The sequence below is a fragment of the Sphingomonas flavalba genome (genome assembly GCF_047553045.1).
GTDB classification, from domain to species: Bacteria; Pseudomonadota; Alphaproteobacteria; order Sphingomonadales; family Sphingomonadaceae; genus Sphingomonas_L; species Sphingomonas_L flavalba_A.
Genome location: NZ_CP180208.1, coordinates 2,215,746 through 2,231,415 on the forward strand (window position 1 = coordinate 2,215,746; position 15,670 = coordinate 2,231,415).

A 15,670-nucleotide genomic window follows, 5' to 3' on the forward strand; every position below is an offset into this window, starting at 1 on the left:
CCCGCGCCGAGCTCGCATGCGGGGCATACAATGTCGGCGGTGCCTGCCCCCGGCGATCCCAATTGCACACCAGAGCACGCCGCTATGGGGCACTGCACGCCGGCTCCTGACGCAACTCGGCCTGCTCCCCAAACGGAACCAGAAGGCCAGCCCGCCAACGCGCATACTGGTCACGCGACGCCGGCAGCGCCTGTCGCGACGGACCCCAGCTGCCCGCCGGAGCACGCGGCGATGGGACACTGCACGCCGGCTGGCCAGGCCGGGGCGATCGACCAGCATGCCGGTCATGCCATGCCGGGGATGGACGCACAGGCCGCGCCGCCTGTTGCTCCGCCTCCACCTGAGGCCTTTAAGGGCCCCGAGAATGCGGCCGAAACAGTGTTCAATCCGGAGTTATTCAGTCGCAAGCGGCAGACGGAGTTGATCGATGCACATGGCGGGGTCACGACCGCGAAAGTGCTCATCGACCAGTTGGAATATCGCGCGACAAACGGCCGAGACGGCTACAAATGGGATGCGGAAGCCTGGTACGGCGGTGACTATGACAAGCTTTGGCTGAAGACCGAAGGCGAAGGTGCCTTCGGCGACAAGGTTGAGCAGGCCGAGGTTCAGGCCCTTTACAGCAGGGCGCTCGATCCCTGGTTCAACCTGCAGGTGGGCGTCCGCCACGACTTCAGGCCCGACCCGGACCGCACCCATCTCGTGGTCGGCATCGAAGGTCTCGCGCCTTATTGGTTCGAGGTGGACGGCGCGTTTTTTCTCTCGGACAAGGGCGATGTCACTGCGCGCTTCGAAGCGGAATATGACCAGCGGATCACGCAGAAGCTGATCCTTCAGCCGGCTGTCGAGTTCAACCTGTCCGCCCAGGACGCGCCGAGCATCGGTCTTGGCTCGGGACTTACCTCGGCCGAGGCGGGGCTGCGTCTGCGTTATGAATTCGTGCCCGAATTCGCGCCTTATGTCGGCGTTGAGTATGAGCGGAAGTTTGGCGACACCGCCGACTTCGCCCGCCGCGCCGGCGATAGCGCGGGCGGCTGGTCCTTCCTTATCGGCCTGAGGAGCTGGTTTTAGGGTCGCACAAGCTTCGCCTTCACGTCGCCCCGCCCATAAATGGATCCACGATCGTCATTGGCGTTCGGCGCCAGCAGCTTCTTCGAGCTTGCGCTCGCCGCCGCCAACGGCCTGTTTGGTCTCAAATCGGCGCAGGCTTAGCAACTGTTGTCGGCGTGGCTGGTGGAGGTGCCGGTGATGCTTTCGGGGGGCGCGATCGTCGAGCGAACGCGCCACTGGTACGAACGTCCGACTTCGGTGGTTTTTAGCTGATCGCGGACCGTCCGCTACCGGCCAGAAGCAGCTGCTCACCCACACGTCAACACAACACGTTGGCTGTCAGCATCTCCGCCGGTGCAGACCTGTGCGCCCAACGCAGGCGCATCGCCGTCTCGTGAGGGCGGCGCAATCGTGCGCGGACCCCAGCGAACGACCGTCCGGCCTAGGCCTTCAAACGCGAGCCCCGATCCAGTCCACCAGCGCATCCAGCGCTTCAGCCTCCGCATCAGCAGACGTGCGACCGCTTTTGGCGGGAACTCTGAAACCATGATCGGCGTGGTCAATCACCCGCAGGGTCGCGCGCTCGCCAAGAGCGGCGATAACGGACCTCAGCAAGTCTAATTCCGCAAGTGCATCGCGGGCGCCGGAGACAAAGAGCATTGGTACCTGCACGCGCGCGAGATGTTGGGCGCGCTCGACGCCGGGCTTGCCTGCCGGATGCAACGGAAAGCCCAGAAACGCCAAGCCGCGCACGCCGGACAGGGGCGCTTCCGCCTGCGTCTGCGAGGTCATGCGTCCGCCGAAGGAGCGGCCTCCGGCGAAGAGCGGCAAATCCGGCGCCAGGAGCGCAGCCTGGGCCGCTGCGGCGCGCACGACCGCATGCGCGAGCCTGGGCGGATCAGGCCGTTTCGCGCCCTTTTCCATGTAGAGGAATTGATAGCGTAGCGTCGCGATGCCGCGCGCCGCGAGCCCCTCGGCGTTGGCCACCATGCTCTTGTGAGTCATCCCCGCGCCAGCGCCGTGACCGAACAGGTAAAGCGCCTTTGCCTCGGCCGGGCGCAGCAACAAGCCCGAGACACATTCGTCGCCGACAGAAATGAGGATCTTCAGTGGCTCCATCTCAACCGAGCCTCTCGAAATCGGGACTTCGCAATGACCTGAGCGTGCTCAAATATCAAACTGAGACAGTAGCCAACCCAGGCGTTCCTCAAGATCGCTGGCCGAACCGAAACCGCATGCCCCCATTCAGCGTGAATCCGTCCAGCGGCGCCCAGGCGTCCACCGTCCACCGGCCATCGGCGGCACGTTCGGGACGCAGTATCGGCTCATAGCGGGTCTGGCGCACGTTCAGCAGATTCTCGGCGTTGAGGAACAGGCTGACTTTGCCGAAGCTGATCTCGCCCAGCATGCCCAATTCGACATAGGGCCGGCTCCGCGTGCGATACGGGTTGTCGTCGAGCGACTGCGGGCCGGTGTAATAGGCCTCGATGCCGATCCGGCCGCGGCCGTGCTTCTCCCACATCGCGACCAGCCCCGCCGTGTGGCGCGGGGTCAGCGGCACGATCCTGTGTCCGGCGCCGCTCGGACGCGGCTCGGTCGCGTCGACATGAACATAGCTTCCGGTGACGGTAACCGGCCCGCGACGGTAGCGAAGCAACAGCTCGGCGCCCTGCGTGCGCGTAATCCCGTCGGCGTTGATCAGGCGCACGCCGGTGCCGCCGCCCGTCTCCTCGAGCCGCACCGCATCGTGGAGCCGCGACGCGAACAGCGCGACATTGGTCTCGAAGGGGCCGAATACATAACCGACGTCGAACGACGCGGTATCGGCGGTCTCCGCGCGTAGCCCCGTCAGCGGTGCCAGCCGCGACAGCCCGGCGGCTTCGATTTCCTCGACGAACGGCGTGGGCGCGTAGAAACCGCGGCCGAGCGAGGCGCGGATCGTGAGTGCCCCCGGCTTGTAGAGCGCGGAAATGCGCGGGCTGAGCCGCGTGCCATATTCACTGTGAAAGTCGAGCCGCGCGCTCGTCGCAAGCGTCAGTTCGTCAAGCGCCTGATGCTCGATCTGCGCGAGAACGCCCGGCACGTCATAGCTGTAGTCGAAGCCGGAAAAAGTCTCCGAACGATAGGTATCGCGCTGATAGGCGACACCCGCGAGCCAGGTCGTCCCCGCCGAGCGGCCGGCCAGCGATGCCTCGGTGAAAATCGTGCCGTGGCGGTCGTCTTCGAGCACGGCGCCATAGCGATGCTCGTGCTTCTGCGTCACGGCCGACGCGCGCAGGTGCAGCGTGCCGAGCCCCGCCAGCGGCGCTTCAGCGACAATGCCGCCGTCCAGGCGGCGCGTATCCTGTGTTTCGGGGAAAGGCTGGCCGTCGGGGGCGACGCGCCCCGGCAAAGTGCCTCCACGCCGATCCTCGTGCATCGTGCCCAGCGTTGCATACAGCTTGGCGCCACCGGCACCGCTCCAGAACAGTCGGGGTCGAACGGTCCAGCGGTCATAACCCGACAGGTCGGCCCAGCCGTCTTCGTCGATATCCTGCCGGCTCTGGCGGTGGACACCACCGACGATCGACGCGCCCCAATCGCTACCGATCGGCGTCGCCGCATAGGCGGTCAGGTCCTGCCCGTCGCGGCTCGTGACATTTGCCAGCAGTTCCGCTTCGGGTTCGTCGCCGGGGCGTCGTGAGACCAGGTTGATGACGCCGCCGAGCGCCGAGGGCCCATAGAGCGCGGAGGCCGCTCCCTTGATGATCTCAACCTGGCTCAGATCGGTCGGCGCGATCTGCAGGAGACCGATCGACGACGCCTGACCGCCATAAAGCGGCAGCCCGTCGGCGAGCAGCGAGGTATAGCGCCCCTTCATGCCCTGCATACGGATGCTCGACGCTCCGAGCGACGGCGAGGTCACCTGCACGCGCACGCCCCCCGTCTCGGCGACCAGCATCGAGATGTTGCCGGGGGTCATCATCAGCTTTTCTTCGATCTCTTCGCGGCCGATCACCTCGACCCGAATCGGCTCGTCCTGGACACGGCGGCCCGTCCGCGTCGCCTGCACGACGATCTCTTCTGCCTCTTCATCCTCCGCTTCCTCGGCGTGAACATCCGGGGCGTACCAGAAGGATGTGCACGCCGCGGCCATGGCGACGGCATGGAAGCGATGGGACATATTTTTGCGGGCTGGGTGAGCGTTGGAGGACGTGATCATCGACGCCCCATGCAGTCTATAGCAGGTACAGGGTCAAGCGCATTGATGCGGCACGTTTTCGCGATGACCTGCTTATGGGCTTGGCCGGTCGGAAGCAGAACGACCGCTAGCGGCAGCCATCACCCGTGTCCTTAACCGGCAACAGCCCATCAGCCAGCGGAATCGGGAATTTTGTTCCGCCTGCATCCACGGGCGTACGAGGGCGGATATTTGACGGATATTTGATAAATTGGGGCCGCATGCCTGCTAACCCCTTGATATTATTGGTGACCCCTACGGGAATCGAACCCGTGTTTCAGCCGTGAAAGGGCCGCGTCCTAACCGCTAGACGAAGGGGCCTTGCCGAAGGCCGGTTGCGGTTATTCGGTTCGGGCGCGGGGGTCAATGGCTCAATCGAGCCATGCGGCATCGTCGAGGTGCAATTCCGCCGCCGGCCGCGCGCCCCAATCGTCGATTTTCGCCCGGCCGGCCAGCCACAGGCGGCGGTCGGGCGGTGCGCCGAGCAGCGCCTGGCCGAGCGGGTTGTCGGCGGCGCGGAAGGCGACGGTCTTGATACTGCGGCCGTCGTCGCCGGAAACGATCGCCCGGACATGGCCGGTGCCGACGACGCTGGCCTTGACCACGCGGACCGGCCCGGCGGCGATGCGCGGCGCCGGCCAGCCCATGCCATAGGGGCCGCCCGCTTCCAGCGCCTCGACCAGCGTCGGGGCGACACCGCCGGGCGCGACGACAGCGTCGAGCAGCAGCACCCGTCCGTCACCGGCGCGGGCGACATCCCCGGCCAGCCGCGTGTCGAGGAATTCGGCCAGCGCGTCGACCCGGTCGGCGGCAACCGTCAGCCCCGCCGCCATCGCATGGCCGCCGCCGGCGGCCAGCAGCCCGCTGTCTTTCGCCGCCAGCACCGCCGCGCCGAGATCGACTCCCGCGACCGAACGGCCCGATCCCTTGCCGACTCCGTCGGCGTCGAGCGCGATGACGATCGCCGGGCGGCCGAGCTTTTCCTTCAGCCGCCCGGCAACGATGCCGATCACGCCGGGGTGCCAGCCCGGTCCGGCGACCAGTGCGACGGCGCGGTTGTCCTGGCCCGCCGCCATCTGTTCCGCCTCCGCCTGCACCGCCGCCTCGATCGCGCGGCGTTCCTCGTTCAGCCGGTCGAGTTCGGCGGCGATCGCGCGCGCCTCCTCCGGGTCCTCGCTGGTCAGCAGGCGCACGCCGAGGTCGGACTTGCCGACCCGGCCGCCGGCGTTGATCCGCGGGCCAAGCGCGAAGCCGAGATCGTGGCACAGCGGCGCGCGGTTCAGCCGCGCGGCGTCGGCAAGCGCGGCCAGGCCGGTGTTGCGCCGCCCGGCCATCACCTTCAGCCCCTGGGCGACGAAGGCGCGGTTCAGGCCACGCAGCGCCGCGACGTCGGCAACGGTACCGAGCGCGACCAGATCGAGCAGGTCGAGCAGTTTCGGCTCCGCCCGCGTCGCGAAAAACCCCCGCGCACGCAGGGTGCGGAGCAGGGCGGCGCCGAGCAGAAAGGCGACGCCGACCGCCGCCAGATGGCCGTGGGCGGCGCCCTCCCCCTCATCCAGCCGGTTCGGATTGACCAGCGCATAGGCTTCCGGCAACGCCGCCGCGCATTTGTGATGATCGACGACGACAACGTCGACGCCGGCGGCCCGCGCCATCGCCAGCGCCTCGAACGCCTGCGCGCCACAATCGACGGTGACGATGAGCCGGGCACCACATTCGGCGATTCTGACCAGCGCCTCGCCCGACGGGCCATAGCCTTCCATCAGCCGGTCGGGGATGTAGACCGCCGGCGCCAGCCCCAGCGCGCGCAGCAGGCGAACGAGCAGGGCGGCAGATGTCGCGCCGTCGACATCATAGTCGCCGAACACGGTAACCGCTTCGCCCGCCGTCACCGCGTCGGCCAGCCGCTCGGCCGCTCTGTCCATGTCGCGAAAGATCGACGGGTCCGGCATGAACGCGCGGATGCTGGGCGCGCGGTAGGCGTCCACCGCCTCACGCGGGCAGCCCCGGCTGAGCAGCAGGCGGGTGACAAGATCGTCCGACGTGGAGCCGGCATCCGCGTCGGCATCGCCGCCGACACCGGCGCGCCAGCGCCATGGCTGGCCAAGGATCGATCGCGTGACGTTCAGGGCGGGCGACATTCCCCACCTCTAGAGGGTGATCGCCGCGCGTGGAAGCGCCACCCACAACCTCCACTTTGCGCCGAAATAGATTTCGTTCCTCCAACATCCCCCTGATTATTCTACGTTAAGTTGCAGTGGCCATTGCGCCGCCGCCCTCCGCATGGCGACGCGCGCCGCGCCCGCATTCATGAAGAGGAGGACCGACGTGTCGCTTAAATTATCCGATACCGTGCCGAATTTCGTCCAGGATTCGACCGAGGGTAAGCTCGATTTCTACGAATGGGCCGGGGACAGCTGGGTTATCCTCTTCTCCCACCCGAAGGACTATACGCCGGTCTGCACGACCGAACTCGGCGCGGTCGCCCGGTTGAAGCCGGAATTCGACAAGCGCGGCGTCAAGGTGCTCGGCCTGTCGGTCGACCCGGTCGACAGCCATCATGGCTGGGCGAAGGACATTGCGGAAACGCAGGGCACCGCGCTCAATTACCCGCTGATCGCCGACCATGATCGCAGCGTCGCCACTACGCTCGACCTGATCCACCCGAACGCGTCGGATACCAACACCGTCCGCACCGTGCTGGTCATCGATTCGGCGAAGAAGCTGCGGATGACGCTGACCTACCCGGCGTCGACCGGCCGCAACTTCCCCGAATTGCTGCGGGTGATCGACAGCCTGCAACTGACCGACAACCACAAGGTCGCCACCCCCTCCGACTGGAAACAGGGTGAGGACGTGATCATCGTCCCCTCGGTCACCGACGAAGAAGCGCGCAAGCTGTTCCCGGACGGGTGGACCACCCATAAGCCCTATCTGCGCACCACCCGCCAGCCGGGCGCCAAGACCGCGGCCTGAACCGAAGCGGAAACGGGGGAGCGCGGCATAGGCGCTTCCCCAACCGCCTAGCGGAACGGCGGCTCGTTGAACGCGCGCAGCTTGCGGCTGTGCAGGCGGGCGCCCTCGCGGCGCAGCTCTTCGCAGGTCTCGATGCCGATCCGCATATGCTCGCTGATCGCCCGCTCGTAGAAGCGGTTGGCCTGCCCGGGCAGCTTCAGTTCGCCGTGCAGCGGCTTGTCCGATACGCAAAGCAGCGTGCCGTATGGCACGCGGAAGCGATAGCCCTGCGCCGCGATCGTCGCCGATTCCATGTCGATGCCAACCGCGCGCGACTGCGAGAAGCGCAGCGCCGAGCGGCTGTAGCGCAGCTCCCAGTTGCGGTCGTCGGTGGTGACGATGGTGCCGGTGCGCAACCGCCGCTTCAACGCCTCCGGCGTCTCGCCCGAAACCGTTTCGGCCGCGCGGGCCAGCGCCTGCTGCACCTCGGCAATCGCCGGCACCGGGATTTCGGGCGGCAGCATTTCGTCCAGCACATGGTCGTCGCGCAGATAAGCGTGGGCAAGCACGTAATCGCCAATCCGCTGGCTGGGGCGCAGCCCGCCGCAATGGCCGATCATCAACCAGGCTTCCGGCCGCACCACCGCCATATGGTCGGTAATCGTCTTGGCGTTGGACGGGCCGACGCCGATGTTGACCAGGCTGATCCCGGACCGGTCCGGCGCGATCAGGTGATAGGCCGGCATCTGGTGCCGCCGCCAGGCGCTGTCCGAAATCACCCGCTCCGGGTCGGCATCCTCGCGGGTGACATACAGGCCACCGGCACCGGACAGCGCGACATAGCGGTCATTGCCTTTCAGCTCGGCGCAGGCCCAACGGACGAATTCGTCGACATAGCGGTGGTAATTGGTGAACAGCACATAGCGCTGAACATGCTCCGGCGGCGTGCCGGTGTAATGGCGCAGCCGGGCAAGCGAAAAATCGGTGCGCAGCCCGTCGAACAGCGCCAGCGGGCGGGGCGCGCCGTCATCGCCGCTGAACGTGCCGTCGGCTACCTCGTCGCCGATATAGGCCAGCTCCGTCGCCGGGAACCAGCGCGCCAGCTCGGTCGGCTCCACCCCGTCCAGCGCCAGTTCGTGCCCCGGGTCCAGCACATAGGGGAACGGAATTTCCTGGTTGCTGCGCCCGACCTCCACCGACACGCCGTAACCGTCGATCAGCAGGGCGATCTGTTCGGACAAATAGGCGCGGAACAACTCCGGGCGGGTGACGGTGGTCGTGTAGCGCCCCGGCGCGGTCAGCCGGCCGAACGCGCGCAGCGGCGGCGGCACCGGCGCCTCGCCGCGATAGGTGATCCGCAATTCCGGGTAGGCGAAGATGCCGGCGGCGCGGCGGGTGGGATCGGGGCGTTCGCCGTGCGCGACAAACGCCTCGATCGCCTCCCGCAACGCCGCCACCGCCTCGTCATAGATGCGGCTGAGCTGGTCGAGGATGGTCTGGCTGGTCTGTTCCGTCATGACCAGCCTCTACCCCTCCCGTGTGACAGGCTCAAGCGATGCGGGTTCAGAAAGACGCGCGCAGCCCGCCGTAAAACGCCCGCCGTTCAACCGGATAGAAGGCGACGGTGCCGGCATCGGCGGCGATCACCGCCGAAATGTCGCCGACCGCCTTCTTGCCGGTCAGGTTGCGCGCGTCGACGAACAGGGTGATGCCGTCGCGCAGCACCGCCTCAGCGCCCAGCCCGAACAGCGCATAGCCCGGCGCGCGGACGCTATTCGCATAATCCGCCCAGCCGCCGCGCGGCATCCACTCGATGTTCGGCGACAGGCTCAGCCGGTCGGTCCCCAGCCGCAATTCGGCACGGTACTGGTGGCGCGGAACCACCGGCAGGCGATTGTCGCCGTATGCCGCGTCGGCGCGGAAGCGGAAATCATTGTACTGGTACACCTGCCGCAACCGCGCCCACGGCGCCAGCGCCAGCTCAAGCCCGGCCTCGATGCCCTGATGGCGGGTCCGCCCGGCGTTGAAGGTCGCGGCCGGCACGTCCGGCGTGACGAGGAATTGCAGCATCTCGCCGCGCACATTGGCGCGATAAAGGCTGATGTCCCAGCGGGCGATGCCGGCATGGCCGCGCGTGCCGATCTCCGCCGTCCAGGCCCGCTGCGCGTCGATCGGCACAAAGCCCTGCACCGGCTGCTGGACCAGTTCCAGAAACCCGGGCAGCTCGACCGATCGGGCGTAGTTGGCATACACCTGCACCGCGTCCCCCGGCGCCCACAGCACCCCGAATTTGGGCGCGAACAGGTCATAACTGCGCGCATCGCTCATCGCCGGGTTCAGCCGGTTGTCGACCGCCCGCCGGCCGTGGCTGTGGATGCCCCCGGCGATCAGGGTCAGCCCGTCGACTGGCGTGACCCGCAATTCGCCATAGCTGTTGATCGTCCGCGCCGCCTGACGGGCATCGCCGGTCTGGGCGCCGCGCTTGCCGCCGACGTTCAGATACTGCCGCGCCGCGACCGTGCCGAACCGCGCCTGACTGCCCAGCGTCAACGCGACATCGACGCCGCCGAGTTGCCCGTCCAGATCAAGGCTGGCGAACACGCCGCGGTCCCGCGCCTTCTGGTCAAGCAGCTGGAAGATCGGGTGATACAGCTGCTTGGCGTTGTAGAAGGCGCCGAATGCAATCGCGCCATTGTCGAGCGAAATCACGGTGCGGTTCTGCAACCGCAGCGAATCAATGTCGCGCTCCTGGTCTTTCACAATATTGTCGGGCAGCGACAGCGCCGGCGTGGTCAGCGCCTGGCCGAGGGTCAGCGCCCCCGGCAGATTCTGACGGATATGGCTAAGCGTGGCGTAGAAGCGCGTCTCCACCCGCTCGCCCAGCCGCAGCCCGGCATTGCCGTTGAAACGCACCGCGTGCCGGCCGGCATGGACGCGGTCGCCGTCGGAATGGTCGGTGGTCAGCGCCAGATAGGCGTCGCCCCGCGCGGTGGCGAAGGCCGCCGCCGCCTTGGCACGGACGGTGGCGAAACTGCCGCCGTCGATCCGCAACTCGGCAGCGGGGGCGGTGCGGCCGGTTGGCGTCACCACGTTGATCGCGCCGCCCAGCGTTGATCCGCCCAGCCGCAGCGCATTAGCGCCGCGATAGACCTCGATATGCTGGAAAACCTGCGGATCAAGCTCCTGAAAATCGCCGTTGTCATCGGCCAGGTTGATCGGGATTCCGTCCTGCAACAGGGTCAGGCCGCGCATATGGTAGCCACGGCTGATCCCGGACCCGCGGATCGACAGCCGCACCTCCTGCCCGAAGCGGGGCTGGGCGTAGACGCCGGGGGAAAAGGCCAGTGCGTCGCGCAGCGACACCGCGACCGTGTCGGCGAAGCTGGCGGCACCGACCAGATTGGCGCCACCGGGGCGGAGCGCCAGCGTGGCGCGGGCATCGTCGATCGCGTCCTGCGCGGTGACGACGATCGTCGGCGCATCCGCTTCGCTTTCGGCGCGGGCGGGGGTGGACAGGGTCAGGGAGACGGACAGGGCGAGTACGGACGCGAAGGCGCCGCCCGCCAGACGGGTGGTGATCTGCATGATGGAAAGACCTCGAACCGGGCGAGCGCCCGGCCGGGCGTTCGCCTCTCAACAAACAGCCGCGCCGCCCGAACGGGGTTCGGGCCGGCACAGCGACGGTTCAGAGGCGGTGGGGCGGGCCGGTCGGCGGCGGCGGCGGGGCGGCAAGGCCGCGGCCGATCGCTCCGCCGTCGAACAGGGCGACGGGCAGCAACGCGGCGGCGATCGCCATCGGCATCACCGGCATGGCGAGCGCGTCGGGCAGGGTCAGCGCGGCGGCGAATCCGGCGAAGATGCAGTGGCCGTTGCTGCGCGAATCGATCGGCGGCTTGTCCTTGTGGATCTGCCCGTCGGCGTCGACCCAGGCGGATACCGCACCCATGCCGGTACACAGGGTGATCGCGTAACCGCCGCCGGCCATCGGCATCCAGCCGGCCGGGATCATCACGCGCAGCAGCAGGGCGAGGACGACGAGCAGCGGCGCCAGCCCGGCGCGCGCTTCGCTCATCCGCTGTGACCATCCCCGCATGGCCCGCGCCCTTAGGCCGTCGCCGGGCGCTTGTCGACGGTCAGCGCACCGGCGGCGGCACCGGCACCGCCCGCCGCGCCGACAGGATGGTGATGCGCGGCGCCAGCATCTGGCCGATCATCGATCCTTCGCCCTCGGTCGGCGATGTCGGCGCCGCCAGGATGCCGCGCACCACGTCCATGCCGGCGACGACATGGCCGAACGCGGCATAGCCGGCATTGTCGCCGGGCTGGCTGGGGTCCGCATCCATCGACGGCATGTCGCCGACGGTGATGAAGAAATCGCCGGCGGCGGTGCCCGGTTCGGCTCGCGCCATCGAAATCGTGCCGTCTGCGTGGGTCAGGCCGGTGGCGCTGGTCGGCTCATGCGCGATCGGCGGCAGCGTCCGCTTCGCCTCGCCGATCGTCCCGCCCTGGATCAGGCCGAAATCCGCCGCGACGTTGACCGCGCGGTAGAATGTCGTCCCGTCCAGTTTCTTCTGGTCGACATAGCGCAGGAAATTGGCGGTGGTGACTGGCGCCCGCTCCTTCTCCAGTGCCAGGGTAATCGCGCCCGCGCTGGTTTCCAGCACCACCGCGACCGTCTCGGCGGGCGGCGGCGGGGCCGGTTCCGGCACCGGCGCACCATCCTGGGCGAAAGCCGGCGCGGCGAGAACGAGGATCAGGGCGAATGCGGCGAATCGGCGGGTCATCGCGCTAGTCTAGGCGATCATACGCCGGATGGGAGGCGCGCTTTTCGCATCGCTGCCGCACCCGGTTGATACATCCATAATCATGATATATTATTTCTCTCAGCACAAAATCATCCGGCCGGACTGGACGGTTAGGGACAATATCGTATACGATAATCGCGAATCTCCCGTCCAACCGGGATTCAGGATCGTCACGCAGACCGGCGCGCCGCGTGTTCGCGGCACGGCCCGGTTGTGCCGGCGAAACCCGGTGGCGGGAGGCTGGGCCGCGCCGACCCCGGCGAGGCCTTTCCAGATTGAAAGGGTTTTTATGGCGTCCGGAAATGCCCCGCTCACTGGCGAAATGCTGATCGGCGCCACGCCGGTCACCGGCGGCGGAGAATCGCTGCGCGCGGTCAACCCCGCCACCGGCGAGGCGCTCGACCCGGTGTTCGGCGGTGCCACCGCTGCCGATGTCGAACGGGCCTGCGCCCTCGCTGACGCGGCGCTGATACCCTACCGCGAAACCAGCCTCGCCGACCGCGCGGCCTTTCTCGAAACCATCGCCGACAACATCCTGAAGCTCGACGATGCGCTGATCGAACGGGTCATGGCGGAAAGCGGCCTACCCCGGCCCCGCGTCGAGGGCGAACGCGGCCGAACCGTCGGCCAGTTGCGTCTGTTCGCCGAACTCGTCCGCTCCGGCACCTGGCTCGACGCACGCATCGCCCCGGCGCAGCCGGACCGCAAGCCGCTGCCCCGCGTCGACCTGCGTCTGCGTAACATCGCGATCGGACCGGTGGCGGTGTTCGGCGCGTCGAACTTCCCGCTCGCCTTTTCCGTCGCCGGTGGCGACACCGCCTCCGCGCTGGCTGCCGGCTGCCCGGTGGTCGTCCGTGCTCACCCGGCGCATCCCGGCACATCGGCGCTGATCGGCGGCGCGATCCGTGACGCGGTCGCGGCCTGCGGCCTGCACGAAGGCGTGTTCTCGCTGCTTCAGGGGCCGGGCAACGCGATCGGCCAGGCGCTGGTCAACGATCCGCGGATCAAGGCGGTCGGTTTCACCGGATCGCGCGCCGGCGGCCTCGCGCTGATGGCGACAGCGGCGGCGCGGCATCAGCCGATCCCGGTCTATGCGGAAATGAGCAGCGTCAACCCGGTGCTGCTGTTCCCCGGCGCCCTCGCCGAGCGCGGTGCGGCGATCGGCGAAGCGTTCGCCGCCGCCGTCCAGCTCGGCGCCGGCCAGTTCTGCACCAACCCCGGCGTCATCCTCGCGCTCGACGGGCCGGGGGTCGATGCTTTCATCGCCGGCGCCCGCGCCAAACTGGCGGAAAGCGGCGCGCAGACGATGCTGACCGCCGGCATCCACGCCGCCTATGAACGGCAGGTCGGCGTGTTTGCCGGCCATTCCGCGGTGGCGACGCTGGTCCGCGGCGGCGCCCCGTCCGGCCCGCATCAGGCGCAGGCCGCGCTGTTCGAGACCGATGCCGACAGCTTTCTTGCCGACCCACGGCTTCAGGAAGAGACGTTCGGGCCGTGCTCGGTGCTCGTCCGGGTGCCGGACATGACAATGCTCCGGGGGATCATCACGGCGATGGAGGGGCAACTGACCATTGCGCTCCACCTGGCCGATGCCGACCTGCCGGCGGCGCGGGCGCTGCTGCCGGTGCTGGAGGAAAAGGCCGGTCGGGTGCTGGTCAACGGCTTCGGCACCGGTGTCGAGGTCAGCCCCGCGATGGTTCATGGCGGCCCGTTCCCGGCGACGTCGGACGGGGGGTCAACCTCGGTCGGGACGCTGGCGATCCGCCGTTTCCTGCGCCCGGTCTGCTACCAGGACATGCCGCAGGCGCTGCTGCCCGACGCGCTGCGCGACGGCAGCACCGTTCCGCACGATTTCGTGAACTGACAGAGCGCGAAGGGCGCATGAGGGAGAGAAACATGAAGGCTGGCGGCTCCGGGGGGCGGGCGGTTCGCGCGGTGGACCCGGCGGTGGTGGACCACATGGTCGACAACTGCACCGGCCAGACCGACGAAACTCTGCAGGCCCAGTTCGGGATCAGCTACAATACCTGGCGCAAGCTGCTGTCCGGCCAGCCGATCCGGCGCTCGCTGGCCGACCGGCTTGAAGACCGGGTCAGCCGCCGCTTCAGCCGCGCGGTGACCAACTGACGGCAACGGCCGGGCGCTGAACCCTTATCCGGGGGCGGGCCTAGACGTCGTCGTCGCCGACCTGTCCGCCTTCGCCTTCCCACTTGTTGAGAACACGGACGTCGCCGCTGCTGAAACGCAGGCGAACGCCGATGCCGCCGCCGCCGTTTTCCGCGATGAACACGGCGCCGCCCGATTCCAGCACCTGGCGCAACCGGCGAAGCGCCTCATCGTCTAGTGCGCCGGTGCCCGCTTCGAAATCGGCGAGCGCGGCAACGGGAATGCGCGCCTGCCCGGCGACATGATCACGCGGCCATTCGACCAGCGCGCGCGCCGCCCGGCACTGCGCGCCGGTTACCGGGTGATCGGCCGGCTCAACCATCGACCGTCTCCGCCGCGCTGGTGGTGATCACCGGCGTGGCTTCCAGCGTGCGGTGAACCGGGCATTTCGCCGCGACATCGATCAGCCGCCGGCGTTGCTCCTCATTCAACGCATCGCCGCGGATCGCCACCGTCTTGTGGAATATGTCGCCGGGGCGTGCCTGCCCCTCGATCGGGCCTTTTTCATGGGTCACCTCCACCGCGACATGCTCGACCGGCCAGCCCTGCTGCCGGGCGTACCAGCGGATCGTCATCGCGGTGCATTCGGCCAGCGCGGCGCTCAGCAGTTCATAAGGGTTGGGGCCAAGGCCGCCACCGCCCATCGCCACCGGCTCGTCGCCGACAAAGGCAATGCCGCCGGCATCCACCCGCACGCTGAACACGCTGTCGCCATTCTCGGAAACGCGGGCGCTGACCCTGTCGCTCATTGTCCGTTCCTTTCCACGAACGCCGCGAACCCGGCGAGGAACCCGCGCAGCCGTTCCGCCACCGTATCGTCGGTCAGATTGCCATCGGCGTCAAAGGCGGCCCCGGCGCGGGAAACGAGCAGCCGCCCCTCGAACCATGGGCGGGTGCCCAGGGTGCGCAGAACGCTCAACCACGAATCCTGCGCGAGCAGCGTACCGAACCCGCCGGGCGAGGCGCCGATCACCGCGACCGGCTTGCCGCCGAACACCCGGCCGGTGTCGTCGGCGGGGCGGGACGCCCAGTCGATCGCGTTCTTGAACACGCCGGGAATGCCATTGTTGTATTCCGGCGTGACCAGCAGCACGCCGTCGGCGGCGGCAATCGCATCCTTCAGCGCCGCGACGGCGGCGGGAATGCCGTTCGCCGCCTCGTCATCGGCGTTGTAAAGCGGCACCCCGGCGATCGATGCGGTCGTCAAAGTGACACCGGCGGGCACGGCCTTCGCCGCCGCCCGCAGCAAGCCGCCGTTGAACGAATGCCGCCTGAGGCTGCCCGACACGCCGACGATTGAAACCACGCCCGACTCCTCCGCTCCGTGCGCCCCGGCCGGGGCGCCGCCCGTCATCCACAATACCGCTTCCCATATAGTGCCTCGTTCCGCCGGCGCCATGCCGGGCGGCCGATCCGTTCGCATGCGGTGCAATCTACGCTAGGCAAGCCGATGCGATTTGGTCATTCTGCCCGC

14 protein-coding genes, 1 tRNA gene and 1 pseudogene are annotated in these 15,670 nt (G+C 68.2%); 5 read left to right on the forward strand and 11 right to left on the reverse strand.

Annotated elements, in window-relative coordinates:
- Positions 1 to 231 precede the first annotated feature (231 nt).
- Both ACMT1E_RS10640 and ACMT1E_RS10645 read left to right on the forward strand, forming a co-directional pair.
- Positions 232 to 1,071 carry a copper resistance protein B gene (locus ACMT1E_RS10640; protein WP_414900154.1) on the forward strand — a complete coding sequence of 280 codons (840 nt, stop codon included), beginning with the start codon at positions 232 to 234 and terminating at the stop codon, positions 1,069 to 1,071.
- Between the two features lie 66 nt (positions 1,072 to 1,137).
- A pseudogene (locus tag ACMT1E_RS10645) lies at positions 1,138 to 1,323 on the forward strand (arsenical-resistance protein); the annotation flags it as partial.
- A gap of 177 nt (positions 1,324 to 1,500) precedes the next feature.
- On the opposite strand, the gene ACMT1E_RS10650 reads toward ACMT1E_RS10645, so the two are convergent.
- The 4 genes from ACMT1E_RS10650 to recJ form a co-directional block, all read right to left on the reverse strand.
- Entirely contained in the window at positions 1,501 to 2,169 is a 669-nt protein-coding gene (locus ACMT1E_RS10650; protein WP_414900156.1) for an alpha/beta family hydrolase, read from the reverse strand.
- Positions 2,170 to 2,257: 88 nt separating this feature from the next.
- The gene (locus ACMT1E_RS10655; RefSeq protein WP_414900158.1) at positions 2,258 to 4,213 is read right to left on the reverse strand and encodes a TonB-dependent receptor plug domain-containing protein; all 1,956 of its coding nucleotides are present in this window, start codon (positions 4,211 to 4,213) and stop codon (positions 2,258 to 2,260) included.
- Positions 4,214 to 4,516: 303 nt separating this feature from the next.
- Positions 4,517 to 4,591 (reverse strand) — tRNA-Glu (locus ACMT1E_RS10660).
- Positions 4,592 to 4,641: 50 nt separating this feature from the next.
- Complete coding sequence (recJ, locus tag ACMT1E_RS10665) at positions 4,642 to 6,411, reverse strand: single-stranded-DNA-specific exonuclease RecJ (protein ID WP_414900159.1); 1,770 nt, start codon at positions 6,409 to 6,411, stop codon at positions 4,642 to 4,644.
- Between the two features lie 187 nt (positions 6,412 to 6,598).
- Here recJ and ACMT1E_RS10670 point away from each other — a divergent pair, with 187 nt between their 5' ends.
- Positions 6,599 to 7,246 carry a peroxiredoxin gene (locus tag ACMT1E_RS10670; protein WP_414900160.1) on the forward strand — a complete coding sequence of 216 codons (648 nt, stop codon included), beginning with the start codon at positions 6,599 to 6,601 and terminating at the stop codon, positions 7,244 to 7,246.
- Positions 7,247 to 7,293: 47 nt separating this feature from the next.
- On the opposite strand, the gene ACMT1E_RS10675 is transcribed toward ACMT1E_RS10670, so the two are convergent.
- From ACMT1E_RS10675 to ACMT1E_RS10690, 4 genes are all read right to left on the reverse strand, one after another.
- Positions 7,294 to 8,742, reverse strand: coding sequence for an AMP nucleosidase (locus tag ACMT1E_RS10675; protein WP_414900162.1), 1,449 nt, complete (start codon positions 8,740 to 8,742; stop codon positions 7,294 to 7,296).
- Positions 8,743 to 8,788: 46 nt separating this feature from the next.
- Entirely contained in the window at positions 8,789 to 10,810 is a 2,022-nt protein-coding gene (locus ACMT1E_RS10680; RefSeq protein WP_414900163.1) for a TonB-dependent receptor family protein, read from the reverse strand.
- A gap of 100 nt (positions 10,811 to 10,910) precedes the next feature.
- Positions 10,911 to 11,318 (reverse strand): hypothetical protein, encoded by a 408-nt coding sequence (locus tag ACMT1E_RS10685; RefSeq protein WP_414900164.1) that lies wholly within the window; start codon positions 11,316 to 11,318, stop codon positions 10,911 to 10,913.
- A 40-nt stretch (positions 11,319 to 11,358) separates the two neighbouring features.
- The gene (locus tag ACMT1E_RS10690; protein WP_414900165.1) at positions 11,359 to 12,009 is read right to left on the reverse strand and encodes a peptidylprolyl isomerase; all 651 of its coding nucleotides are present in this window, start codon (positions 12,007 to 12,009) and stop codon (positions 11,359 to 11,361) included.
- Between the two features lie 310 nt (positions 12,010 to 12,319).
- Between ACMT1E_RS10690 and ACMT1E_RS10695 the strand changes: the two genes are divergently transcribed.
- Together ACMT1E_RS10695 and ACMT1E_RS10700 are read left to right on the forward strand one after the other, a co-directional pair.
- Positions 12,320 to 13,894 (forward strand): aldehyde dehydrogenase (NADP(+)), encoded by a 1,575-nt coding sequence (locus ACMT1E_RS10695; protein ID WP_414900166.1) that lies wholly within the window; start codon positions 12,320 to 12,322, stop codon positions 13,892 to 13,894.
- 32 nt (positions 13,895 to 13,926) lie between these two features.
- Complete coding sequence (locus ACMT1E_RS10700; protein ID WP_414900167.1) at positions 13,927 to 14,157, forward strand: hypothetical protein; 231 nt, start codon at positions 13,927 to 13,929, stop codon at positions 14,155 to 14,157.
- A 40-nt stretch (positions 14,158 to 14,197) separates the two neighbouring features.
- Here the strand turns inward: ACMT1E_RS10700 and ACMT1E_RS10705 are convergent, their stop codons facing one another.
- From ACMT1E_RS10705 to ACMT1E_RS10715, 3 genes are read right to left on the reverse strand one after another with little or no spacing between them, the layout of a single operon-like run.
- Positions 14,198 to 14,518 carry a DNA-binding protein gene (locus ACMT1E_RS10705; protein WP_414900168.1) on the reverse strand — a complete coding sequence of 107 codons (321 nt, stop codon included), beginning with the start codon at positions 14,516 to 14,518 and terminating at the stop codon, positions 14,198 to 14,200.
- Positions 14,511 to 14,945 carry an OsmC family protein gene (locus ACMT1E_RS10710; RefSeq protein WP_414900170.1) on the reverse strand — a complete coding sequence of 145 codons (435 nt, stop codon included), beginning with the start codon at positions 14,943 to 14,945 and terminating at the stop codon, positions 14,511 to 14,513. Before ACMT1E_RS10710 ends, ACMT1E_RS10705 begins: the two co-directional genes overlap by 8 nt.
- Positions 14,942 to 15,502 carry an NADPH-dependent FMN reductase gene (locus tag ACMT1E_RS10715; RefSeq protein WP_414900171.1) on the reverse strand — a complete coding sequence of 187 codons (561 nt, stop codon included), beginning with the start codon at positions 15,500 to 15,502 and terminating at the stop codon, positions 14,942 to 14,944. Before ACMT1E_RS10715 ends, ACMT1E_RS10710 begins: the two co-directional genes overlap by 4 nt.
- Positions 15,503 to 15,670 lie beyond the last annotated feature (168 nt).